The 23,752-nt window shown below is 62.7% G+C and carries 17 protein-coding genes and 1 pseudogene; 11 read left to right on the forward strand and 7 right to left on the reverse strand.

All coding sequences use genetic code 11. The features are described from left to right. Together Q7J58_RS01760 and Q7J58_RS01765 are read right to left on the reverse strand one after the other, a co-directional pair. On the reverse strand, positions 1-1,036 hold a 1,036-nt coding region (locus Q7J58_RS01760; RefSeq protein ID WP_304822554.1), incomplete at its 3' end, for a transposase. Next, the gene (locus Q7J58_RS01765; RefSeq protein WP_304822557.1) at positions 982-1,959 is read right to left on the reverse strand and encodes a tyrosine-type recombinase/integrase; all 978 of its coding nucleotides are present in this window, start codon (positions 1,957-1,959) and stop codon (positions 982-984) included. The genes Q7J58_RS01760 and Q7J58_RS01765, both read right to left, overlap by 55 nt. Before the next feature lie 137 nt (positions 1,960-2,096). Here Q7J58_RS01765 and Q7J58_RS01770 point away from each other — a divergent pair. Next, a pseudogene (locus tag Q7J58_RS01770) lies at positions 2,097-3,035 on the forward strand (integron integrase); the annotation flags it as partial. A gap of 15 nt (positions 3,036-3,050) precedes the next feature. Here the strand turns inward: Q7J58_RS01770 and ligA are convergent. From ligA to smc, 3 genes are all read right to left on the reverse strand, one after another. Further along, entirely contained in the window at positions 3,051-5,156 is a 2,106-nt protein-coding gene (gene ligA, locus Q7J58_RS01775) for an NAD-dependent DNA ligase LigA (protein ID WP_304822560.1), read from the reverse strand. A gap of 95 nt (positions 5,157-5,251) precedes the next feature. Next, positions 5,252-6,397, reverse strand: coding sequence for a cell division protein ZipA C-terminal FtsZ-binding domain-containing protein (locus tag Q7J58_RS01780; protein WP_304822563.1), 1,146 nt, complete (start codon positions 6,395-6,397; stop codon positions 5,252-5,254). Between the two features lie 18 nt (positions 6,398-6,415). Beyond that, a complete protein-coding gene (smc, locus tag Q7J58_RS01785; RefSeq protein WP_304822566.1) occupies positions 6,416-9,946 on the reverse strand; it encodes a chromosome segregation protein SMC in 3,531 nt (1,176 codons plus the stop codon). 160 nt (positions 9,947-10,106) lie between these two features. Here smc and dapC point away from each other — a divergent pair, with 160 nt between their 5' ends. The 10 genes from dapC (at position 10,107) to Q7J58_RS01835 (ending at position 20,464) form a co-directional block, all read left to right on the forward strand. Next, positions 10,107-11,330 (forward strand): succinyldiaminopimelate transaminase, encoded by a 1,224-nt coding sequence (gene dapC, locus Q7J58_RS01790; RefSeq protein WP_304822569.1) that lies wholly within the window; start codon positions 10,107-10,109, stop codon positions 11,328-11,330. Positions 11,331-11,376: 46 nt separating this feature from the next. After that, positions 11,377-12,201, forward strand: coding sequence for a 2,3,4,5-tetrahydropyridine-2,6-dicarboxylate N-succinyltransferase (gene dapD, locus Q7J58_RS01795; RefSeq protein WP_304822572.1), 825 nt, complete (start codon positions 11,377-11,379; stop codon positions 12,199-12,201). A gap of 133 nt (positions 12,202-12,334) precedes the next feature. Beyond that, entirely contained in the window at positions 12,335-13,495 is a 1,161-nt protein-coding gene (locus Q7J58_RS01800; protein WP_304822575.1) for a PilT/PilU family type 4a pilus ATPase, read from the forward strand. Positions 13,496-13,499: 4 nt separating this feature from the next. Next, complete coding sequence (dapE, locus tag Q7J58_RS01805; RefSeq protein ID WP_304822578.1) at positions 13,500-14,672, forward strand: succinyl-diaminopimelate desuccinylase; 1,173 nt, start codon at positions 13,500-13,502, stop codon at positions 14,670-14,672. 32 nt (positions 14,673-14,704) lie between these two features. Next, positions 14,705-15,598: a 50S ribosomal protein L3 N(5)-glutamine methyltransferase gene (prmB, locus tag Q7J58_RS01810; RefSeq protein WP_304822581.1), complete on the forward strand. Its 894-nt coding sequence runs from the start codon at positions 14,705-14,707 to the stop codon at positions 15,596-15,598. Further along, positions 15,595-17,655 (forward strand): ATP-binding cassette domain-containing protein, encoded by a 2,061-nt coding sequence (locus Q7J58_RS01815; RefSeq protein WP_304822584.1) that lies wholly within the window; start codon positions 15,595-15,597, stop codon positions 17,653-17,655. Before prmB ends, Q7J58_RS01815 begins: the two co-directional genes overlap by 4 nt. An 89-nt stretch (positions 17,656-17,744) precedes the next feature. Beyond that, on the forward strand, positions 17,745-18,023 hold the full coding sequence (locus Q7J58_RS01820) for a VanZ family protein (protein WP_304822586.1): 279 nt from the start codon (positions 17,745-17,747) through the stop codon (positions 18,021-18,023). A gap of 20 nt (positions 18,024-18,043) precedes the next feature. Then, positions 18,044-18,808 (forward strand): leucyl/phenylalanyl-tRNA--protein transferase, encoded by a 765-nt coding sequence (gene aat, locus Q7J58_RS01825; protein WP_304822589.1) that lies wholly within the window; start codon positions 18,044-18,046, stop codon positions 18,806-18,808. Next, on the forward strand, positions 18,805-19,545 hold the full coding sequence (locus Q7J58_RS01830) for an arginyltransferase (RefSeq protein WP_304822592.1): 741 nt from the start codon (positions 18,805-18,807) through the stop codon (positions 19,543-19,545). Before aat ends, Q7J58_RS01830 begins: the two co-directional genes overlap by 4 nt. Before the next feature lie 118 nt (positions 19,546-19,663). Then, complete coding sequence (locus Q7J58_RS01835) at positions 19,664-20,464, forward strand: IclR family transcriptional regulator (protein WP_304822595.1); 801 nt, start codon at positions 19,664-19,666, stop codon at positions 20,462-20,464. Positions 20,465-20,538: 74 nt separating this feature from the next. Here Q7J58_RS01835 and Q7J58_RS01840 read toward each other — a convergent pair whose 3' ends face one another. Together Q7J58_RS01840 and Q7J58_RS01845 are read right to left on the reverse strand one after the other, a co-directional pair. Beyond that, positions 20,539-21,780 carry a serine hydrolase gene (locus Q7J58_RS01840; protein WP_304822598.1) on the reverse strand — a complete coding sequence of 414 codons (1,242 nt, stop codon included), beginning with the start codon at positions 21,778-21,780 and terminating at the stop codon, positions 20,539-20,541. A gap of 175 nt (positions 21,781-21,955) precedes the next feature. Continuing rightward, the gene (locus tag Q7J58_RS01845) at positions 21,956-23,497 is read right to left on the reverse strand and encodes a 2-isopropylmalate synthase (RefSeq protein ID WP_304822601.1); all 1,542 of its coding nucleotides are present in this window, start codon (positions 23,495-23,497) and stop codon (positions 21,956-21,958) included. Positions 23,498-23,752: the final 255 nt, after the last annotated feature.

Genomic DNA, 23,752 nt, shown 5'->3' on the forward strand with positions numbered 1-23,752 from the left:
GCGCGCATTCCTGCGCCTTTGGGTTGGGCGCGGGCATGTGCAGCGCCGCTCTGGCCTGCGCCAGCTTGGTCCCGGTGGGGTTGGCCAACAGGCCGTAGTGCCGAATACGTTTGAGCCCACTGGGCAAGACGTGCTGCATGAAGCGGCCCATGAAGTCTGGCCCGAGCAGGCGCAGCGTGCGCTTCTTTCCCTGCTCGCCCGCCTGGCCTTCGCTGCGTTTGGCGCGGGCGCTGATGACGACTTCATCGCCCTGCAGACTGAGGATGCGCTCGTTGCCAATGGCCGTGCGGTGGGTGTAGCGGCTCAGGTATTGCAGCACCTGCGCGGCACCACCGAGCGGGGTTTTGGCGTAAACCACCCAGTCTTTCTTCCACAGTGCCTGCACTGCTTTGCCCAACGATGGCACCGCCTGCGAGGCTGTTTCACGCAAGCGCTGCATGAACTTGGCACGCCACACCTTGGACAGCGCCCGCGTGGGGAACAGGTAGTCGGGCTTTCTGACGGGCGTGTGCCATTGGCCCTGGCCCAACACCCCACAGGCCATGATGGCGTGCAGGTGGATGTGCAAACCCAAGTCCTGGCTCCAGGTGTGCAGCACCAAGCTGAAAGCCGGTTTGCCCCCGGCCACACCCATCCACCTGGGGTTGGCGGCCAATTCGGCGAGCGTTTGCGAGACGCTGGCAAACAAGGCGTTGATGAGTGGTTTGGGGTTCTGGTGGTACAGGGCGTTGAACTCGTGCGGCAGTGCAAACACCAGGTGCGTGTAGGGCACATCCAGCACTTGATTCAGGCGTGCTTGCAACCAAGCGTCTTTGGCGCGCGCGCCGCAGGTGGGGCAGTGGCGGTTGCGGCAGGAGTGGTATTGCCAGTGGCTGTGTCCGCACGCGCTGCAGGCCAGTTGCTGCCCGCCCATGGCGGCGGTGCGGCAGGCGCAGATGGCCCGCCAGGCTTTGGCCTGCGGGGTGCTCAAACTGTGGCGGCTCAAATAGTCCTGCCCGTGCAGGCGCAGCACATCGGCCACGGTGGGTTTGCCCACGGCGCTTGACTTGGGCGCTGTTGGTGCTGGCAGCGAGGGTTTAAAACGGCGTGAGTGTTGCCAGCAAGTCCAGCGGGTCGGCGCCTGGGATGGGTTTGAACTGCGGGCTGATCAGGTGCAGGCAAGCGCGTGGTGGTGCTGATGTGGCCGTGGCCGAGCAAGCGGCTGATGGTGTACAGGTCCACGCCGCCTTCGAGCAAGTGGGTGGCAAAGCAGTGGCGCAATGTATGGGTTGATCCCATCTTCATGATGCCGGCTTTGTGGCGGGCGCGTTGGTAAATGCGCTGCATGTGCTCGCCGCTCAAGGGCTGGCCGGTGCTCGGGTGCGCAAACAACCAGCCTGGCGCTTGGCGGTGCGGGCGGTAGCTCACGCAGTGCGCCCGCAGCGCGGCCAGCAGACTGGGGCTGAGCAAGGTGTAGCGGTCTGCACCCCCTTTGCCTGCGCGCACACGCACCATCATGCGGTCGGGGCTTGAATCGATGTCGGCCACTTGCAACTGGCAGGCCTCGCTGATGCGCAATCCGCTGGCGTACAGGGTTTGCAGCAGCATTCTGTGGCCCGGGTGGGGGCAGGCCGCGAACAGGCGGGTGATCTCCTGGCGCGAGAGCAGCTCGGGTTGCTTCTGAGGCACTTTGGCCATGGGTGGGCGCAGGTGGCGCAACTCGGTGGGCCTGCCCAGCACGGTTTCGAACAAGAAGCGGCAGGCGCTGGCGGCGTGGTTGACGCTGCTGTAGGAGAGCTTGCGGTCTTGGACCAAATGCAGCAGGTAGGCCTCGATCTGCTCCGGGGTCAAGCGTGCGGGACTGATGCCGCCATGGTGGCGCGAGAGGCGGCTGATGGATTCGGTGTAGCACTCGATGGTGCGCACCGACAGGCCGCGCACGGTCATGGCGTCGACCATGCTTTGACGCAATGGGCTCATGGCAATTCTCCTGAAGTTCCGGGGAACATTCCCCAGCCCTCAGGCTGCGCCAAACCCTACATTTGGCAAGCCCTGCACCATGCAAAACGCGGTGGCCGTGCTTGCGCACCAGCCACCGCGTTAGCGGTTTAGTTCAACTGCACTATAGCTTGCAGACCGAGAAGGCCTACCTCTACTGGATCAAGTTTTTCATCCGCTGGCACGGTCGCGATGGCCCGATGCGACACCCGAGGGAAATGGGTGCGGCAGAGGTTGAAGCGTTTCTCACCATGCTGGCGACCGAGCACCGGGTTTCGACTTCTACGCACAACCAGGCTCTGAGTGCTTTGTTGTTCTTGTACCGGGAGGTGCTGAACATCGACCTGCCCTGGCTCAATGGCGTCAATAGGCCAACACAAAAGCGCCGCATTCCGAGTGTATTGACGCGGGATGAGGTGTCTGCGTTATTCCGCTTTCTGGATGGACAGATGCTGCTGTTGGCTCAATTGCTGTATGGAACCGGCATGCGCTTGATGGAAGGCTTGCGGTTGCGAATCAAGGATGTGGATTTTCACCGCCGGGTGATCATCGTTCGTGAGGCCAAGGGTGGCAAAGACCGGGTGGTGATGTTGCCTCAGTCATTGGCTCAGGCCTTGCACGGCCAGTTGCTGCAGGCGCGCGCCGTTTGGGACGCGGACCAACGGGCGCAGCGCGGCGGAGTGGAAACGCCGCATGCTCTGGAGCAGAAATACCCCAAAGTGGGGCAAACGTGGGGCTGGTTTTGGCTGTTTCCTTCACCCACTTTGTCGGTGGACCCCCGCTCGGGTGTGGAGCGGCGGCACCACTTGTTTGAGGAGCGCCTGCAACGCGCCATCAAGAAAGCGGTCGCACAGGCGGGCATTTGCAAACCGGTTTCCGTTCACACCCTGCGCCACTCGTTCGCCACCCACTTGCTGCAGGCGGGCACCGACATCCGCACGGTGCAGGAGCTGCTGGGGCATTCTGATGTGTCCACCACCATGATCTACACCCATGTGCTGAAGGTGGCGGCAGGCGGCACGGCCAGCCCGCTGGATGCGTTGCTGGTGCTGTCTTGACCCGACCGCAGCGCGTCACCCCTGCCCCAGCAACCCCATCATCCCCGCCTCATCCAACACCTCCACACCCAGCGCCTGTGCTTTGTCCAGTTTGCTCCCAGCTTCCGCGCCTGCCACCACGTAGTCGGTTTTTTTGCTGACCGAGCCGGCCACTTTGGCGCCTGCGGCTTCCAGCAGGTCTTTGGCCTGGTCGCGGCTCAGGGTGGGGAAGGTGCCGGTGAGCACGAAGGTTTTGCCTGCCAGGGGTTGGGCAGCGCGTTCGGCCGGTTCGCCTTCGGCCCAGTGCAGGCCGCAGGCGCGCAGTTGCTCAACCACCTCGCGGTTGTGGGGCTGGTCGAAGAAGGTGCGGATGCTTTGCGCCACCACAGGGCCCACGTCGCTGACCTCCAGCAGTTGTTCTTCGGTGGCGTCCATGATGCGGTCGAGCTGGCCGAAGTGGCGGGCCAGTTCTTTGGCGGTGGCCTCGCCCACGTGGCGAATACCCAGGCCGAACAAGAAACGCGGCAGCGTGGTGTGTTTGGACTTTTCCAGGGCCGCCAGTATGTTCAGGGCCGATTTGTCGGCCATGCGGTCCAGGCTGGCCAGGGCGGTGAGGCCCAGGCGGTACAGGTCGGGCAGGGTTTTGACGACGCCCGCATCCACCAGCTGTTCCACCAGTTTGTCGCCCAGGCCTTCCACCTCCACCGCTCGGCTGTGGGCGAATTGCAAGCTGGCTTCTTTGCGCTGGGCGCTGCAAAACAGGCCACCGGTGCTGCGGTAGTCGGCCTCGCCTTCTTCGCGCACGGCGGCGCTGCCGCACACCGGGCACTGGTGCGGCATGGTGAACGGGGGCGCGTCGGCCACGCGTTTATCGGGCAACACGGCCACCACCTCGGGAATCACGTCGCCCGCGCGGCGCACGATGACGGTGTCGCCCACTCGCACGTCTTTGCGGCGGGCTTCGTCTTCGTTGTGCAAGGTGGCGTTGGTGACGGTGACGTTGCCCACACATACGGGCGCGAGTTTGGCCACGGGGGTGAGCTTGCCGGTGCGGCCCACTTGCACGTCGATGGCGAGCACGGTGGTGAGCTGCTCTTGCGCGGGGTATTTGTGGGCCACAGCCCAGCGCGGTTCGCGGGTGACAAAGCCCAGCTGGCGCTGCAAGGCCAGCGAATTGACTTTGTAGACCACGCCGTCGATGTCGTAGGGCAGTTGGTCGCGGCTGGCGCCGATGCGCTGGTGAAAGGCGACCAGCTCGTCGGCGCCGTGAGCCACGGTGGTTTGCTCGGCCACCGGAAATCCCCAGGCTTTGAGCTGCATGAGCAGTTGAAAGTGGGTGTCAAACGCGGGCCCACCTTGCTCGGGCGAGGTGATGTCGCCCAGGCCGTAGGCGAAGAAGCTCAAGGGACGCTGCGCGGCAATGCCGGAGTCGAGCTGGCGCACCGCGCCAGCGGCGGCATTGCGTGGGTTGACGAAGGTTTTTTCGCCTTTGGCACCGGCGGCGATTTTGGCGCGCTGTTTGTCGTTCAGGGCGTCGAAGTGGTCGCGGCGCATGTACACCTCGCCGCGCACTTCGAGCACGGGCGGGATCGGTTGGGATGCAGTGGGAAGCGTGGGGGCTTGCAGCTTGAGGGGGATTTGCCCAATGGTGCGGATGTTGTGCGTCACGTCTTCGCCCACTTCGCCGTCGCCACGCGTGGCGGCTTGCACCAGCAGGCCGTTTTCGTAGCGCAGGCTCATGGCCAGGCCGTCAAATTTCAGCTCGGCCACGTAATCCAGCGGCGCGTCGGCCTCGGTCAGGCCCAGGGCGCGGCGCACGCGGTGGTCGAAGTTCAGGGCGCCGGTGGGCTCGGTGTCGGTCTCGGTGTTGATCGACAGCATGGGCACCGCATGGCGCACCGGGGTGAAGGCGTCCAGCACGCGGCCACCCACGCGCTGGGTGGGGGAGTCGGGTGCCAGCAGTTCTGGGTGCGCGGCTTCGAGGGTTTGCAGTTCGCGGAACAGGCGGTCGTATTCGGCGTCGGGAAGCTCGGGCGCATCCAACGTGTAGTACAGGTGGGCGTGGTGGTTCAACTGCTCGCGCAGTGCGGTCGCACGTTGAGCGGGCGTGGGCTCAAAGGAGAAAAGATCAGATGTGCTCATGGGGTGAAACCACACAACGGGTGAAAGGCATCAAGGCGCAGCGGCTTGGAGAAACCACCAGCGAGGCCCCTGGAGAGGGCAAAACGGGGCGTGGGTCAACTGAATAGGCGCCGCGCCTGGGGAGAGCCCGCAGCCAGGTCGCGGCTGTCCAGCGCGTCGTACAGACTTTCCAGATCGGCGCCGATGTGGTCCATGGTGTCGCGGCTGAGCAAATGTCCGGCATCGTCGGTGACCACGCCGTCCATGGCCTCGGCCAGGAAGGCTGCAATTTCGCGCATGCGCACAAAGGGCTGTTCGCTGCGGGGTACGTGGGTCACTTCCAGCGCCAGGGCCATGTCGCGCAAGGCGCTTTGTTCCGGGTCGTCGGCCATGGCAGCCTGGGGGTCAAACGTCAGGCTGAGAATGGGCGCCTGTCCCTGGCTGCCGGGCAATACCATGCGCCCGGGCAAGGAACCGGCCACAAAGCCCAGCCGGTAGGCGTGTTGCGCCACATAGCCGGGGCTCCAGGCGGCGCTGCGCGCGCGCAGGGTGAAGCCCAGTTGCGCGTCGTGGGCGCTGGCAAAGGCGTCGAGTTCGCGGGCGCGGGCCACTTCGGCGCGCATGTCGGGAAAGTCGGGTGAGGCGCCCACCGCGTCGGCAAAGGCCTGCACCTTGACCACAAATTCAGAGAACTCAATGTCGTTGAGCGCGCCCGAGCGGTTGGCGAGCTGTACGCCGGCTTGCAAGGTGCGGTAGCGCTGGCCCGGGCGCGGGGTTTCCCATTCGCCGGTGGGTGTCTGGCCCTCGACCGCAAAAGGCTTGCTGCCCACCCGGCGGGTGCCGGGCATAGCGGCCAACAAAGCTTCGCCCAGCACAGCGGCTTCGAGCTGCAGCGGGGTGATGACGTCGATCAGGGCGTCCAGACCGGCCCGCTTGTCCGCTGGGCTGACCATCTGGTTGAGTGTCACCGGGCTGGTCTGCGATGGCAGTGGGTGACCCTCATGGGCCATGCCACCGCCGCCACTCATGCCACCAAAACCGTCACCGAGCACCGGGTCGATGCGGTGGCCATCTTCCTGAAGGCTGCCGTCGGCGGCGGGTTTGGTGTCTTCAAAGCGGCTGTTGGCATGGAAGCGGCTGTCGTGCCCGCGCTCACTGGCCGTGCGCGGTGCGCTCTTGCGTGCAATCCAGGCGTTGTAGGCGACCACGCCCGCCAGCACGAGACCGCCGATGATGGCCAGACTGATTTGCAGTGTGCTCATGGTGCTTGGGACTTGGTTTTAGGTGGACTCGATCATGCTGGCGGCGGACTCCATGTCCACCGCCACGATACGGGAAACGCCCTGCTCTTGCATGGTCACGCCAATCAGTTGCTCGGCCATTTCCATGGCGATCTTGTTGTGGCTGATGAACAGGAACTGGGTGCCTTTTTTGCTCATGCTGGTCACCAGCTTGGCGTAGCGCTCGGTGTTGGCGTCGTCCAGCGGCGCGTCCACCTCGTCCAGCAGGCAAAACGGGGCCGGGTTGAGCTGGAAGATGGCGAACACGAGTGCAATGGCCGTGAGCGCTTTTTCGCCGCCCGAGAGCAGGTGGATGGTCTGGTTTTTCTTGCCGGGGGGTTGCGCCAGCACCTGCACGCCCGCGTCCAGAATTTCTTCACCGGTCATGACCAGGCGGGCGTTGCCGCCGCCGAACAGCTCGGGGAACATGCGTCCGAAGTGCCCGTTGACGGTTTCGAAGGTGCTGCCCAGCAGCTCGCGGGTTTCGGCGTCGATCTTTTTGATGGCGTCTTCCAGCGTGTTCATGGCTTCCACCAGATCGGCCGACTGCGCATCCAGAAAGGTCTTGCGCTCGCGTGCTGCGGTCAACTCGTCCAGCGCGGCCAGGTTGACCGCGCCCAGCGCCTGGATGTCGCGGTGCATGCGGTCAATCTCGCTTTGCAGACCGGTCAGGCGCACGTTGCCCTCGGCCACGCTTTGTGCGACGGCCGCCAGATCGGCTTCGGCCTCGGTCAACAACTGGCTGTATTGCTCTACGCCCAGGCGCGCAGCCTGCTCTTTGAGCTGAAAGTCGGTGATGCGGATGCGCAGCGGCTCCAGCTCGCGCTCCAGTTGCGCGCGGCGTTCGTCGCTGGTGCGCAGTTGGTGGGTGAGGTCGTCGTAGCCGCTGCGCAACGCACTCAGCGCCTGTTCGCGCTCCATCTTGGTGGCCAGCGCGCTTTGCAGCCCGCCCTGGGCCGCCGCATCGTTCAGGCGGGCCAGTTCGTCGCGGGCGCGCTGCGCTTCGTCGGCCAGCGACTTTTCCTGGCTGGCGGCGGTTTCCAGCGAACGCTGCAGTTCGCCCTGGCGAGCTTGCAGGCTGCGCAGGGCAAACGTGGCTTCCTGGGCGGTGCGCTCCAGCGTGCGCTGCTGCTCACGGGCCTGGTTCAGGGCCCGCTCGGCGTCCATCACCTTGTCGTCCAGTTGGGCGTGGCGCTCCTGGCTGTCGGCCAGTTGCATGTCCAGTTCTTCAAACCGGGCTTCGGCGGTCACGCGGCGCTCTTGCAGCCCGTCCAGCTGGGCATCCACCTCGGCCATGTCGCCGGCAATTTGCTGGCTGCGGGCACGGGTCTGCTCAGCCTGCTGGGTCAGGCGCAGGGTTTGCACCTGCAGTTCATGGGCGCGGCTGCGGGCGTCGGCGGCTTCGCGGCGGGCGCTCACCAGGCGCTGCGAGGCGTCGGCGTAGGCCGCCTCGGCACGCACCAGCACGGTGCGGGCCTGTTCGGCCACGATCACCTGGGCGCGCACCTCTTTTTCCAGGTGCTCGATTTCTTGCGCGCGGGCGAGCAGGCCGGCCTGCTCGCTGTCGGGTGCGTAAAAGCTCAGGCTGTGCGCCGTCACGGCGTGCCCGCTGGGCACAAAAATGGTTTCACCCGCCTGCAACTGGCTGCGCTGCGCCAGCGCTTCTTCGAGGCTGGGTGCGCTCAGGCAACCGTGCAGCCACTCGCCCAGCAGGGCCTGCTGTGCCGCGTCTTGCGGGCGCAGCCACGCGATCAAGGGCTTGATGCCCGAAGCGCCAGCGCCGGTGGGCGCTGAAACGGGGTTCGCAAATGGGTTGTAAAAAGCCAGTTTGGCCGGTGGCGCGTCGTTGCCCAGGGCGCGCATCATGTCCAGGCGCGACACCTCCAACGCACCCAGGCGCTCGCGCAGGGCGGCTTCCAGGGCGTTCTCCCAACCGGGCTCCACGTGGAGCCGGCTCCACAACGCCTGCAAACCATCCAGCCCGTGCTTGACCAGCCAGGGCTGCAGCTTGCCATCGGTACGCACCTTGTCTTGCAGCGCCTTGAGCGCTTCCAGGCGGGCCGACAGGGCCGACTGCTGGGCCGACTCGCGGTTCACCGCCTGCTGTGCAACGCGCCGTTCGTCGTCCAGCTGGGGCACGCTGTCTTGCAGCTCCTGCAACACGGCGTCGTTGAGTTCGGTCAGCTCTTGCGCACTGGCCAGTTGGGTTTGCGCCTGCTCCAGGCGCGCTTCGTCGGGCGCCGCCAGGACGTTGCGGTCGGTGTTCAAGCGCTCACGGCGCTGGTTGAGCTGGCGGCTTTGCTCTTCAATGCTGCGCTGCTCGGCGGCCAGCACCTGGATCTGCTGTTGCACCTGCGTCACGCTGGCGCGCTGTTCGTTGGCGCGGCTCTGGGCTTGGCGCAGACTGTCTTCCAGAGCGGGCAAAGCCATGGCCTGCTCTTCGCCCTGGGCGGCCAGCACCATCGACTTGTCTTCGGCCTCCAGCATGGCCTCGGCCAGCTGCTCCAGCTCCACGCCAGCGTCTTCGCTGCGGGTGCTCCAGGCGTTGATTTGCTCTTTGAGCTGCACCAAGCGCTGTTCGACCCGCTGGCGGCCTTCCACCACATAACGGATCTCGGCTTCGAGCTTGCCCACCTCGGCGGTGGCTTCGTACAGCTTGCCCTGCGCCTGGTTCACCTGGTCGCCAGCGGCATAGTGGGCCTGGCGAATGGTTTCCAGTCCGGATTCGACCCGGCGCAGGTCGGCCGTGCGGGACTCCAGGTCGTTCAGCGCCTGTGCCGCGTCGTGCTTCACGCGGGCTTGCTCGGCCTCGGCGTCGGTGCACTTGAGAAACCACAACTGGTGCTGCTTGAGCGTGGCGCTGGCCTGCAGGGTTTGGTAGCGCGCAGCCACCTCGGCTTGCTTCTCCAGCTTCTCCAGGTTGGCGTTGAGTTCGCGCAGGATGTCGTCCACCCGCGTGAGGTTTTCGCGCGTGCTGGCCAGCCGGTTGGCGGTTTCGCGGCGGCGCTCTTTGTATTTGGAGACACCGGCGGCTTCTTCGAGGAACAGGCGAAGCTCTTCGGGTTTGCTCTCGATGATGCGGCTGATGGTGCCTTGGCCAATGATGGCGTAGGCACGCGGCCCCAGGCCGGTGCCCAGGAACACGTCCTGTACGTCGCGGCGGCGCACGGGCTGGTTGTTGATGTAATAGCTGCTGGTGCCGTCGCGGGTGAGCACGCGCTTGACCGCAATTTCGCCAAACTGTCCCCACTGCCCACCGGCGCGGTGGTCGTTGTTGTCAAACACCAGCTCCACGCTGGAGCGGCTGGCCGGTTTGCGGTGGTTGGTGCCGTTGAAGATCACGTCTTGCATCGACTCGCCACGCAGCTCCGAGGCTTTGGACTCGCCCAGCACCCAGCGCACGGCGTCCATGATGTTGGATTTGCCGCAGCCATTGGGCCCCACCACGCCCACCAGCTGACCGGGCAACATGAAATTGGTCGGTTCGGCGAAGGACTTGAAGCCTGATAACTTGATCGAATTGAGACGCACGAAAATTCGGTCGCGGGTGGCTAACTGTTTGATTTATATAGGAAATCCATCCCTCGTAAGGGTCGGACTGCAATGCAGATGATACCGTGTCCACCCACCTCGGACCTCGGTACGCCCCTGCGCCAGCGGCCCTGGGATTCTCCTTGGGATAATGCACGCCATGAACCCCAAGTTGTCCCTCCTGCAGCCCTATCCCTTTGAGCGGCTGCGCAAGCTGTTCGCCGACGTCACCCCCAACCCAAACTACAGCCCCATCAGCCTGGGCATTGGCGAACCCAAACACGCCACGCCCGATTTTTTAAAGCAGGCGCTCGCCGCCGCGCTCGACACCGGTTTGACAACCTACCCCGCCACCGCCGGCGAGCCCGCGTTGCGCCAAGCCTGCGCCGCCTGGCTGCAGCGCCGTTATGGCGTGAACGTGAACCCGGCCACCCAGGTGCTGCCGGTGAACGGCTCGCGCGAAGCGCTTTTTGCCTTTGCCCAAACGGTGATCGACCCGACCCAGCCCGGTGCCACGCTGGTGTTTCCCAACCCGTTCTACCAAATTTACGAAGGTGCGGCGTTGCTGAGCGGTGCCCGGCCCCACTATGTGGCCAGCGACCCGGCGCGCAATTTCGCGGTGGACTGGGACAGCGTGCCCGATGCGGTGTGGGCGCAGACGCAACTGATCTTTGTGTGTTCGCCCGGCAACCCCACCGGCGCCGTGATGCCGCTGGCCGAGTGGGAGAAGCTGTTTGAGCTGAGCGACCGTTTCGGCTTTGTGATTGCGTCCGACGAGTGCTACAGCGAGATCTACTTTCGAGACGAACCCCCGCTGGGCGGGCTGGAAGCCGCGATGAAGTTGGGCCGCAACGACTTTAAAAACCTGCTGATGCTCACCAGTCTGTCCAAGCGCAGCAATGTGCCGGGCATGCGCAGTGGCTTTGTGGCGGGCGACGCCGCGCTCATCAAACCGTTTTTGCTCTACCGCACTTACCACGGCGGGGCCATGAGCCCGGCGGTGCAAGCCGCGAGTGTGGTGGCCTGGAGCGACGAAGCCCACGTGGTGGACAACCGCCGCCAGTACCGCGAGAAATTCGCGCAAGTCACGCCGGTCGTGGCCCAGGTGCTGAACGTGGCCTTACCGGACGCGGCCTTTTACCTGTGGGCCGAGGTGCCGACGGTGTTTGAAGGCCGTATACCCGGGCTCACGGCAGACGAAGCTTTTGCCCGCGAATTGCTGGCTCAATACAATGTGACAGTTTTGCCTGGCAGCTACCTCGCGCGCGAAGTGGCCGGCTTCAACCCGGGCAAGGCCCGCATCCGCATGGCACTGGTCGCGGAGTCCGCCGAATGCCTGGAAGCCGCAGGGCGCATCAACGCGTTTGTGTTCCACAACGACTGAGCCCCTGACTTTTCTCACCACCCCATTTCCTACCGAGTCTGAAACCATGACCCAACAATTGCAAACCCTGATCGACAACGCCTGGGACAACCGCGCTGAACTCTCCCCTGCCTCCGCCCCCAAAGAGGTGCTGGACGCGGTGGAACACGTGATTGCCGAACTCAACGCGGGCAAGCTGCGCGTGGCCACCCGCGAAGCGGTGGGCCAGTGGACGGTGCACCAGTGGATCAAGAAGGCCGTGTTGTTGTCTTTCCGCCTGAAAGACAACCAAATGATGCGCAGCGGTGACCTGGCGTTCTACGACAAGGTGCAGACCAAGTTTGCGCATTTGTCTGAAGCCGACATGAAGGCCACCGGCGTGCGCGTGGTGCCGCCGGCCGTGGCCCGCCGGGGCAGCTTCATCGCCAAGGGCGCCATCCTCATGCCCAGCTACGTGAACATTGGCGCTTACGTGGATGAGAACACCATGGTGGACACCTGGGCCACCGTGGGTTCGTGCGCGCAGATCGGCAAAAACGTGCATCTTTCGGGCGGCGTGGGCATTGGCGGCGTGCTGGAGCCGCTGCAGGCCGGCCCCACCATCATTGAAGACAACTGCTTTATTGGCGCCCGCTCCGAAGTGGTCGAAGGCGTGGTGGTGGAAGAAAATTCTGTCATCTCCATGGGCGTCTACATCGGCCAGAGCACACCGATTTACGACCGCGCCACGGGCGAAGTGAGCTACGGCCGCATCCCGTCAGGCTCGGTGGTGATCAGCGGCAGCCTGCCCAAAGACGGTGGCCAATACAGCCTGTACGCGGCCATCATTGTCAAGCGCGTAGACGCCCAGACGCGCAGCAAAACCAGCCTGAACGACTTGCTGCGCGATTGAGTTTGGCCCACTTCCGTCGCTGCGCTTCGCCCTTCAAGGGGCAACACCTGAGGACTGGCGAAGCCAGATCGGCGGTGTTCTGGGTAACAGGCGTGGTTGCTGGCAAGTTTGACGGGTTCTTGAAAGATCTGGCATGAACAGCGGAACGATGGAGCGCATCCTGCGCCTGATGGCCAAGAAAAAGGCCTCGGATGTGTACCTGTCGGCGCATGCGCCCGCCATGATCAAGATCAACGGGGAAACAATGCCGATCAACAGCCAGATGCTGCCTCCCGACGCGCCCCGCAGCCTGCTGGCGGAAATACTGCCGCCTACGCGCATGGAAGAGCTGGTGGACACGGGTGAGCTCAACATGGCAATCCCTCTGGAAGGGGTTGGCAACTTCCGCGTCAGCGCTTTCCGCCAGCGGGGCAACTACGCTGGCGTGATCCGGTTTGTGCCCGATGTGGTGCCTGCGCTGGCGTCGCTCAATGTGCCACCCATTCTGGGTGACCTGGTGATGGAAAAGCGCGGCCTGGTGCTCATGGTGGGCGCCACCGGAGCGGGAAAAACCACCACGCTGGCGGCCATGATCGACCACCGCAACGAGCGCACCACAGGTCACATACTGACCATCGAAGACCCTATCGAATATGTTTACAGCAACAAAAGGTCGGTGGTCAACCAGCGTGAAATTGGCACCGACACGGCGTCGTTGCAAATTGGACTGAAAAATGCCCTGCGCCAGGCTCCCGATGTGATCTTGATTGGTGAGATTCGGGACCGGGAAACCATGTCGGCAGCCATTGCCTATGCGCAATCGGGTCACTTGTGTCTGGCCACCCTGCATGCCAACAACAGCTACCACGCGCTCAACCGCATTTTGAGTTTCTATCCGGTGGAGGTCCGCCCGACCATGCTGGGTGATCTGGCTTCTGCGCTGCGCGCCATTCTTTCGCAGCGGCTCATGCGCACGGAGTCGGGTGGGCGCGTACCGGCCGTGGAAGTCATGCTCAACACGGTGCTGATTTCTGACCTGATTCAAAAAGCCGATTTTTCCGGGGTGCGCGAAGCCATGGAAAAGTCCATGGCCGAGGGCTCGCAGAGCTTTGAGCAGGATCTGTCGCGCCTCATCATTGAGGGTCTGGTGTCGCGCAAAGAGGGGCTGGCCCAGGCCGATTCTCCGAGCAACCTCATGTGGCGCTTGCAAAACGACTTCAATGCCTCGAAATCGAACCAGACGGCAACACCGTCCGACGACGACCATGGCGACAACGCCACCTTTACCGAGTTCTCGCTCGACGTGAAATTCTGAGCCCATGAACGCCACCCTGCGCCTGACCGAAGAACTGATTGCCCGCCCGTCTGTCACACCGCGCGACGAGGGTTGCCAAATGCTGATCGCAGCGCGCCTGTCCGCGATGGGCTTTGTCTGCGAAACCCTCGAAAGTGGCCCTGCCGACTTCCGGGTCACCAACCTCTGGGCACGTCTGGGCAGCGGCCAGCAACCCACCCTCATCTTTGCGGGCCACACCGATGTGGTACCCACCGGCCCCGCCAGCGCCTGGGCCAGCGACCCGTTTGTGCCCACGCACCGCGACGGCAAACTGTTTGGGCGCGGGGCCAGCGACATGAAAGCCTCACTCGCCGCCATGGTGGTAGCCTGTGAAGAATTCGTGGCAACAAACCCGAGCCCAGCCATCGACATCGCCTTTTTGCTCACCAGCGACGAGGAAGGCCCGGCGCTGGACGGCACCGTGGTGGTGTGCCGCGAGCTGCAACGCCGGGGTGAGCGCATGGACTGGTGCATCGTGGGCGAGCCCACTTCGGTAGAACGCACCGGCGACATGATCAAGAACGGCCGCCGCGGCACCCTGAGCGGCCAGCTCACGGTGAAGGGCATTCAAGGCCACATTGCCTATCCGCACCTGGCGAAAAACCCGATTCACCTGGCGGCCCCGGCCCTGGCCGAGCTGGCGGCCACCGTGTGGGACGCGGGCAACGCCTATTTCCCACCCACCAGCTGGCAAATCAGCAACATCCACGGCGGCACCGGCGCCAGCAACATCATTCCGGGCACCGTGGTGGTGGACTTCAATTTCCGTTTCTCCACCGAATCCACACCCGAGGGTTTGCAGCAGCGCGTGCTCGACATTCTGGCGCGCCACGGCCTGCACCCCGGTGCCGACCACGATCTGGTCTGGACCCTGGGTGGTCGCCCTTTCCTCACCGCGCCGGGCCCCCTGGTGGATGCCGTGCGGGTGGCTATTCACGCTGAGACGGGGTTGAATACCCAGCTCTCCACCACCGGCGGCACCAGCGATGGCCGGTTCATTGCCCAGGTCTGCCCGCAAGTGATTGAGCTCGGCCCGCCCAACGCCACCATCCACAAAATCGACGAATGTGTGGCCGTGGCCGACATCGAACCCCTGAAAAACATTTACCGGCGCACCCTGGACAACCTGGCCCATGCGGCCAGCGCCAGCCGCTGAACATTCCTCTGAACGCTCCCATCGGAACCCCTTTGAAACTGCAACAACTTCTGGCCGAGGCGGTGAACCACCTCGACGCCGCGCAACTGGCCTACGGCCACGGCACCACCAACGCCCAGGACGAAGCCGCCTGGCTGGTGCTGTGGCAGCTGGGTCTGCCGCTGGACAGTGACCTGGACGCACTGGCAGAGCAGCCCGTTTCACCCGAACAGCAAACCGCTGTGCGCGCACTCGTGCAGCGCCGCATCGACACCCGCGAACCTGCGGCCTACCTCACGCAAGAAGCCTGGCTGCAGGGCGTGCCGTTTTATGTGGACCGCCGCACCATCGTGCCGCGCAGTTTCATCGCCGAACTCATCGCCGAAGGCAGCATTGACCACTGGCTGGGCGCGCACACCCACATGGTGCTGGATCTGTGCACCGGCAACGGCAGCCTGGCCGTGCTCGCGGCTCTGGCCTGGCCCGATGTGCAGGTGACCGGTGCCGATATTTCCACCGACGCCCTGGCCGTGGCCCGCATCAACGTGGACCAGCATGGCCTGCAAGAGCGCATCACCCTCACCGAGTCGGACGGCTTGGCGGCCTGCCCTGGCCCCTGGGACCTGGTGCTGTGCAACCCGCCGTATGTGAATGCCGACAGCATGAGCGCTTTGCCCGCCGAATACCGGGCCGAACCCGCGCTGGCCCTGGCCGGTGGTGCCGACGGCATGGATTTCATCCGCTCCCTGCTGCGCGACCTGCCCGCGCGGCTCAGCCCGCAGGGCGTGCTGGTGCTGGAGATTGGCAACGAGCGCGAACATTTCGAAGCGGCCTTCCCGCAACTGGAAACCGTCTGGCTGAGCACCAGCGCAGGCGACGACCAGGTTCTTCTTCTCACCTTTGACTCCCTTTCGGCGCTGGCAGCATCGCCCTCGCCCCACCCATGATCACGCTCAAAAACCTTGTCCTTCGTCGCGGCACGAAGGTCCTGCTCGATGGCGCCTCCTGCACCATCAACCCCGGTGAAAAAGTCGGCCTGGTGGGCCGCAACGGCGCCGGCAAGTCCAGCCTGTTTGGCCTGCTCAACCACACCCTGCACGAAGACAAAGGCGACTTTTACGTGCCCGCCCAATGGCGCATGGCGCAGGTGGCCCAGGACATGCCCGAAACCGACATGCCGGCCACGCAGTTCGTCATTGAAGGCGACGTGACCCTGCTGGCGGCCCAAACCGAAGTGGCCGCTGCCGAAGCCAGCGGCGACGGTGAACACATGGCCAACGCCTACATGGCGCTGCACGACGCCGGCGCGCACGACGCGCCCGCCCGCGCGCAAGCCCTCATTCTGGGCCTGGGCTTTCGCACCGACGAGCTGGACCACCCGGTCAACAGCTTTTCGGGCGGCTGGCGCATGCGCCTGCAACTCGCCCGTGCCCTGATGTGCCCGAGCGACCTGCTGCTGCTGGACGAACCCACCAACCACCTGGATCTGGACGCACTGGTCTGGCTGGAGGCCTGGCTCAAGCGCTACGAAGGCACCATGCTGGTCATCAGCCACGACCGCGAGTTTCTGGACGCGGTGACCGACGTGACCATCCACATTGAGCGCGCCCAACTCACGCGCTACGGCGGCAACTACAGCCGCTTTGAAGACATGCGCGCCGAACAAATGGCGCTGCAGGCCACCGCCTATTCCAAGCAGCAGGACAAAATGGCGCACCTGCAGAAGTTCATTGACCGCTTCAAGGCCAAGGCCAGCAAGGCCAAGCAGGCGCAGAGCCGCGTGAAAGCGCTGGAGCGCATGGAGAAGATCGGCCCGGTGCTGGCCGACGCCGAATTCACCTTCGAGTTCAGCGAGCCGCAAAACCTGCCCAACCCGATGCTGGCCATGCAGGACGTGAGCTTTGGCTACCCGGCGGCGGTGGAAGGTGGCGAGCCCACGCTGATCGTGCGCAACGTCAGCAAATCGGTGCTGGCCGGTCAGCGCATCGGTATTCTGGGTGCCAACGGCCAGGGCAAGTCCACCGTGGTCAAGACCATTGCGCGCGATCTGCAAGCGCTGGCTGGCACCATCACCGAAGGCAAAGGCCTCAACATTGGCTACTTTGCGCAGCAAGAGCTGGACGTGCTGCGCCCGGCCGATACGCCGCTGGAACACATGATCCGCCTGGTGCGCGAGTGCACGGCCGAAGGCCGCCTGAGCGGCCAGGCCACGCGCGAGCAAGACCTGCGCGGTTTCCTGGGCAGCTTCAATTTCACCGGTGACCAGGTGAAGCAGGCCGTGGGCAGCATGAGCGGCGGTGAAAAAGCCCGCCTGGTGCTGTGCATGATCGTCTGGCAGCGCCCCAACCTGCTGCTGCTGGACGAACCCACCAACCACCTGGACCTGGCTACGCGCGAAGCGCTGTCCATGGCGCTCAACGAGTTCGAAGGCACCGTCATGCTGGTCAGCCACGACCGTGCCTTGTTGCGCGCCGTGTGCGACGAGTTCTGGCTGGTCTCGCGCGGCGGCGTTGAGCCGTTTGACGGCGATCTGGACGACTACCAGCGCTACCTGCTCGACATGGCCAAACAGTCGCGCGAAGCACAGCGCCAGGAACAGCGCGACCAGCAACGCAGCAGCGCGCCTGTGGCAGCACCGTCCCCTGCGCCCAGGGCCAACGACAAGGCGGCCGTGGTGGCTGCAGCGCCAGCGCCGGTTTCCCAAGCGGTGGATCTACAGTCGCTCACCAGCCGCAGCCCGGAGCAGCGCCGCCAAGACGCCCTGCGCCGTCAGCAAGTGGCCGAAAAAACCCGGCCCCTGAAGAAAGAGCTGGAACAGACCGAAAAGCGCATGGCGGTACTGGCACTGGAAAAGACCAGGCTGGAAACCGCTTTGAGCCAACCGCTGAACAGCAGCGACATCGCCGATTCCGGGCGCCGCCTCAAAGCGGTGAACGACGAAACCGACACCCTGGAAGCCCGTTGGCTGGAGCTGACCGAGGCCATCGAAGCGGCCAGCGCCTGAACATCGAAGTGAGCAGGATTTGTATGAGAAAGCTGGCTTTTTGGTGTGCACTGACAACGGTTGTCGTCCTGTCGCTGATGCCTGGCCCCATGTTGCCGTCTGCCGTCAACTTCTGGGACAAGGCACAGCATGCCCTGGGTTTTTTTGGCTTGACCTGGCTCGCTTTGTTGGCCTACCCCAGAAAGTCGCTGCCCCAGCTCGGGGTGGTCTTGCTTTTGTTGGGCGGCGCCATCGAACTGGCCCAATGGGCGACAGGCTGGCGCCAAGGCGACTGGCTGGACCTACTGGCTGATGCGGTGGGCATCTCTACCGCGCTCGCTCTGTGGCTGCAATGGCGCAACCAGTCCACTGAAACCTTGAAACCCTAAACCCCAGCCGCACCATGCCCATGCGCCAGCCTACCCCTGCATTGGCCTGGCTGGAGCCGGGCCAAGCGTTTCCACCAGTTGAAACCGCGTGGGGTCCGCAAGACCCGGCACCGGGTTTGCTGGCAGCGGGCGGCGTGCTGGACGTGGCCACCCTGGTGTCGGCCTATTCACAGGGCATTTTTCCTTGGTACAGCGCGGGTCAGCCCATTTTGTGGTGGAGCACCGATCCCCGCATGGTCTTGCGGACCGATGCGTTTCGTTTGCACCGTTCGCTGCGCAAGAGCATCCAGAGCCTGCTGCGCGCCGGCCGTCTGGAAGTGCGGTTTGACCACGATTTCGAACAGGTGATTCACACCTGCTCGCACATGCCTCGTGCCGGTCAGAGCGGCACCTGGATTCTGCCGGCCATGGTCCATGCCTACATTCGATTGCACCAGGCGGGTGTGGCACACAGCGTGGAAACCTGGATCGATGGTGAACTGGTCGGTGGTCTCTACGCCATCAACCTGGGCGCGATGGTGTTCGGTGAATCCATGTTCAGCCGGCAAAGCAACGCCTCGAAAATGGCCCTGGCAGCCCTGGCCGCGTTTTGCCGAGCCCAACAAATACCCCTGATCGACTGCCAACAAGATACACCGCACCTCGCGTCGCTGGGTGGGCAGCTGATGCCACGCCAAACGTTCTTACAACACGTGCAAAAGACGACGCAACTGGCCACACCCAACTGGAAATTTGAACCGATATACTGGCAAAACCTACTTGGCGAACACAGCCCACCCGCGTGACGCACCTCAAAGAACTCCCGCTACAAGCGCTGCAGTTTTATGCCACGGCGCCCTACCCTTGCAGTTATCTGCAGGGGCGCCAAGCCCGCTCGCAAGTGGCCACGCCCAGCCACCTCATCCACAACGATGCGTATTCCGATCTGGTGAGTCGCGGGTTTCGCCGCAGCGGCATGTTCACCTACCGGCCCTATTGCGATGGGTGCAAAGCCTGTGTGCCGTTGAGGGTTCCCGTGGCCAGCTTCACACCCAGCCGCAGCCAGCGCCGCAGCCTCGTTCAGCACGCGGCGCTGCAAACCCGGGTGCTCAAGCTGTGTTTTGTGCCTGAGCATTACCAGCTGTACCTGCGTTACCAGAACAGCCGGCATGCCGGCGGTGGCATGGACCACGACAGCATCGACCAATACACCCAGTTCCTGCTGCAAAGCCGGGTCAACTCCCGCTTGGTCGAGTTCTATGAAACCAGGCCGGATGGCACGCTGGGAGCGCTGAAAATGGTGTCCATCGTCGACGTTTTGAACGATGGACTGTCTGCGGTTTACACTTTTTATGAACCCAACGACAAGGCCAGTTACGGCACCTATGGTGTGCTGTGGCAGATCGAACAGGCCCGTACCTTGAGACTGCCCTATGTGTACCTGGGTTACTGGATCGCCCAAAGCAACAAAATGAATTACAAGGCCGGCTATCGCCCCCACGAGTTGCTGATCGACGGCGAATGGCTTCCTGCCAGCCTGTAAGCATATGCCGATGTAACGTTATCGGAGCGGGGCAAGCTGCTGCGTAACGCCGCTTGAACGGGCCGTCTGACGGTGTGCAATTTCATCTCGTAAAATAAAAACAACCATTCTCGAGCACATGACCAAACGAACCGACAACCTGCCCACCACGCCCACCGTTCAGGTGATTGAACGCATGTTCAACCTGCTGGAGGTGCTGGCCTCCCGAGAAGAACCGGTATCGCTCAAGGAAATCAGCGAAAAAACCGGGCTTCACCCCTCTACCGCGCACCGCATCCTGAACGATCTGACCATTGGACGCTTCGTTGACCGGCCTGAAGCCGGCAGTTACCGTCTGGGTATGCGCTTGCTGGAACTCGGCAACCTGGTCAAAGCCCGGTTGAGTGTGCGCGATGCAGCCTTGGTGCCTATGCGCGAATTGCACAAGTTGATTCAACAACCCGTGAATCTGAGCATGCGCCAAGGAGATGAAATTGTGTATGTCGAGCGCGCCTACAGTGAGCGCTCTGGCATGCAGGTGGTGCGCGCCATTGGTGGGCGGGCGCCTCTGCACCTCACCTCGGTGGGCAAACTGTTCCTGGCCGCTGACGAACCACAACGGGTTCGCGCCTACGCCACACGCACAGGTCTCGTTGGCAACACCCGCAACAGCCTGACACAGCTGGCCACCCTTGAGCGCGAACTCAGCCAGTGCCGCCAAGCCGGCGTCGCCCGCGACAACGAAGAACTGGAATTGGGGGTGCGTTGTATGGCCGCAGGCATTTACGACGATCAGTGCAAATTGGTTGCGGGCCTGTCCATCTCGGCCCCAGCCGACCGGATCGATGAAAACTGGGTGCCCAAACTGCGTGCCACGGCCGCTGACATATCGGCAGCACTGGGTTGCCCCAAGGCCCAACTCACAGCAAATCGCCGCTAAAAGCTGTTCTGCGATAACCCCAAAAATGCTTCTGAAGAACGATTTTTGGGGTTATCACAACGCTTGACACAACGTCAGCCCTGAGGCCTCACAAACACAGGCCGGTGGGGCTGCCCTTCAACCCAACGCCGAACACGTTCGGCATCCTGAACACGGCTGAGTTTGCCAGCAGAATCCAGGAACACCATGATGACCTTGCGACCGGCCACCTTGGCTTGCATCACCAGACAACGACCAGCTTCGGCAATGTAGCCCGTCTTCTGCAAACCAATATCCCACTCCGGATTGCGAATCAGGCGGTTGGAGTTGTTGAACTGCAGGGTGCGGCGGCCCAACTCCAACTGATGGCTTGGCGAGGTAGACAAGTCCCGCAAGATGGGGCGTTCATAGGCAACCGACACGAGTGTCGCCAGATCCCTGGCACTGGACTGGTTTTGGCTCAGCAAGCCGGTAGGTTCAACGTACCGGGTGTCGTTCATGCCCAACTCCCGGGCCTTGCTGTTCATGAGCGAGACAAAATGCTGCAGTCCTCCCGGGAAGGTGCGTCCCAGCGCGTGGGCCGCACGGTTTTCACTCGACATGAGCGCCAAGTGCATCAACTCACCACGGTTGAGGGTGGTGCCCACCGCCAAACGCGAACGGCTGCCCTTGTAGACGTCCACATCGTCTTGTGTAATGGTGATGGCTTCGTCCATTGGCAGATTGGCATCGGCGATCACAAGACCTGTCATCAACTTGGTCAGCGATGCAATGGGCAGCACGGCAGAATCGTTCTTGCTGAAAAGCACTTCGTTGGTGTCTTGGTCTACCACCAACGCCACGCTGGAGCTCAGATCCAAAGCATCTTCGCTTGCCCGCAAGCCCAGTCGCTCTCCTGCAGACAATCTGGAAGACTGATCCATCTGCGATGCGGCAGAAACGTTGCCCACAGCCACCTTGCTGCTTGTAAAGCTGCTCTTTTTGGCGTCCGTTTGCCGCAGAACAGCAAACGTGCCTTGGCTGTTTTTCCCGATCACTGCACGCACACGGTTTGAATCCGCGTTGAGATGCTGGGGTTTTACTTTGGCCTGTGCTGGCTTCTTGGGCGGAGACTTCAGCGCCTGCTTGGTTTTGGCCGGTACCTTGGCTAAAACTTTTTTGCTTGGCTTGGATACAACGGTTTTTTTGTGCCCAGAAGAAGACTTGCTGGCCGTATGCGTCGGATTTTTCGTTGCCGCAGCAAACACCGTCGCAGGAACCGCCAGCGCAACCACCAATGCAACAAGGACGTACGTCAAACAAGTGGCTTTTTGAGAGCGGTTTTCGAGAATGTTCATGGTTCCACTCCAGCCAACGGAATTGTGCTGGAACGGAGTATAGACAAAATAAAAAAACTAGCAATATCAAAAACTTGTGGCGCCTTGTTCAACGAACGCAAGAGAAAGCAGTGCTTTTTGGCAGCTTTTCTGCGATTCTCTGAAAATCACCCCAAGTCTTTGATTTGAAAGGATTTTATCCTTGTGCAGAAACCCTGTCAGATTTGCTGTGCAGCTTGTTCAGGGCGCTCAGATACGCTTTGGCAGATGCCACCACGATGTCTGGATCAGCACCCACGCCATTGACCACCCGGCCGCCGTGCTGCAGACGCACCGTGACCTCGCCTTGGCTTTCTGTTGAACCGCTGGTGATGGCGTTGACCGAGTAGAGAACCATCTCGGCACCGCTGCTCAGCCGGCTTTCGATGGCTTTGAGCGAAGCGTCCACAGGACCGTTGCCGTCAGACTCACAGACCACTTCCTTGCCACCGTTGGTGAAGACGATACGTGCGTGGGGCCGCTCTCCGGTTTCACTGTGCTGCGACAAAGAGACCAGACCGTACTGCTCCTTCTCGGCGGTCACACTTTCGTCGCTGCACAACGCCAAAATGTCTTCGTCGAAAATTTCGCTCTTGCGATCGGCCAACTCCTTGAAGGCGGCAAAAGCGGTGTTGATTTCACTCTCGGACTCCATCTCGATGCCCAAGTCCTGCAGGCGCTGCTTGAAGGCATTGCGCCCACTGAGCTTGCCCAGCACAATTTTGTTGGCAGCCCAACCCACGTCTTCTGCGCGCATGATTTCGTAGGTGTCGCGAGCCTTCAGAACACCATCCTGGTGAATGCCGCTGGCATGGGCAAAGGCATTGGCTCCCACCACCGCCTTGTTGGGCTGAACCACGAAGCCCGTTGTCTGACTGACCATGCGACTGGCTGGAACGATTTGGGTTGTGTCCACGCCCACGTCGAGGTTGAAATAATCGCGCCGGGTGCGCACAGCCATCACCACCTCTTCCAGTGAACAGTTGCCAGCGCGCTCGCCCAAGCCGTTGATGGTGCACTCGACTTGGCGAGCGCCACCAATCTTCACACCAGCCAGCGAGTTCGCGACCGCCATGCCGAGGTCGTTGTGGCAATGAACCGACCAGATGGCTTTGTCCGAATTGGGGATGCGCTCACGCAAGGTACGGATGAAATCACCATAAAGCTCGGGTATCGCATAACCCACCGTGTCAGGGATATTCAGCGTGGTTGCACCTTCTTTGATCACGGCTTCAAGCACACGACAGAGAAAGTCCATATCGCTGCGGTAACCGTCTTCAGGGCTGAACTCAATGTCATCGACGAGGTTGCGGGCAAAGCGCACCGACTGCTTGGCCTGCTCGAACACCTCGTCGGGCGTCATGCGCAGCTTTTTCTCCATATGCAGAGGACTGGTCGCAATGAAGGTATGGATACGGGCGCGCTGTGCACCCTTCAGAGCCTCTGCAGCGCGGGCAATGTCACGGTCGTTGGCCCGGGCAAGCGAACACACCGTAGAGTCCTTGATGGTGTTGGCAATGGCCTGCACGCAGTCAAAGTCACCGTTGGAGCTGGCGGCGAAACCGGCCTCGATCACATCCACTCGAAGGCGTTCCAGTTGGCGCGCAATGCGCAGCTTTTCGTCCTTGGTCATGGAAGCGCCAGGGGACTGCTCGCCGTCGCGCAAGGTGGTGTCAAAAATGATCAGTTTGTCGCTCATATCAAATCTCCGGTACGTGGCACCAACGACCACTCTTGAAAAAAACCCGCAACCCAAAAACAAAACGGCCCGCTGCAGGTGCAAACGGGCCGTTGTTGGAAATCACTCGCGCGTTACCAAGACTGCCCGTGAAGGACACCCAGTAGTAGAGCGAAAGAAATCCGTTTCATGGTTGTCAATGTATCACAAAGAAAGCGGCACCTTCATCAACAGGACTTGCGCAAAACCGTCAGGACTAGGCGCGAAGCCGCAGAC

The organism is Hydrogenophaga sp., from assembly GCF_030656115.1.
GTDB lineage: Bacteria > Pseudomonadota > Gammaproteobacteria > Burkholderiales > Burkholderiaceae_C > Hydrogenophaga.

Coding starts and splice junctions, on each gene's coding strand:
- Q7J58_RS01765 (WP_304822557.1), bottom strand. CDS start 1,959: ATGAGCCCATTGCGTCAAAGCATGGTCGACGCCATGACCGTGCGCGGC.
- ligA (WP_304822560.1), bottom strand. CDS start 5,156: ATGAGCACATCTGATCTTTTCTCCTTTGAGCCCACGCCCGCTCAACGT.
- Q7J58_RS01780 (WP_304822563.1), bottom strand. CDS start 6,397: ATGAGCACACTGCAAATCAGTCTGGCCATCATCGGCGGTCTCGTGCTG.
- dapC (WP_304822569.1), top strand. CDS start 10,107: ATGAACCCCAAGTTGTCCCTCCTGCAGCCCTATCCCTTTGAGCGGCTG.
- dapD (WP_304822572.1), top strand. CDS start 11,377: ATGACCCAACAATTGCAAACCCTGATCGACAACGCCTGGGACAACCGC.
- Q7J58_RS01800 (WP_304822575.1), top strand. CDS start 12,335: ATGAACAGCGGAACGATGGAGCGCATCCTGCGCCTGATGGCCAAGAAA.
- dapE (WP_304822578.1), top strand. CDS start 13,500: ATGAACGCCACCCTGCGCCTGACCGAAGAACTGATTGCCCGCCCGTCT.
- Q7J58_RS01815 (WP_304822584.1), top strand. CDS start 15,595: ATGATCACGCTCAAAAACCTTGTCCTTCGTCGCGGCACGAAGGTCCTG.
- Q7J58_RS01820 (WP_304822586.1), top strand. CDS start 17,745: ATGTTGCCGTCTGCCGTCAACTTCTGGGACAAGGCACAGCATGCCCTG.
- aat (WP_304822589.1), top strand. CDS start 18,044: ATGCGCCAGCCTACCCCTGCATTGGCCTGGCTGGAGCCGGGCCAAGCG.
- Q7J58_RS01835 (WP_304822595.1), top strand. CDS start 19,664: ATGACCAAACGAACCGACAACCTGCCCACCACGCCCACCGTTCAGGTG.
- Q7J58_RS01840 (WP_304822598.1), bottom strand. CDS start 21,780: ATGAACATTCTCGAAAACCGCTCTCAAAAAGCCACTTGTTTGACGTAC.
- Q7J58_RS01845 (WP_304822601.1), bottom strand. CDS start 23,497: ATGAGCGACAAACTGATCATTTTTGACACCACCTTGCGCGACGGCGAG.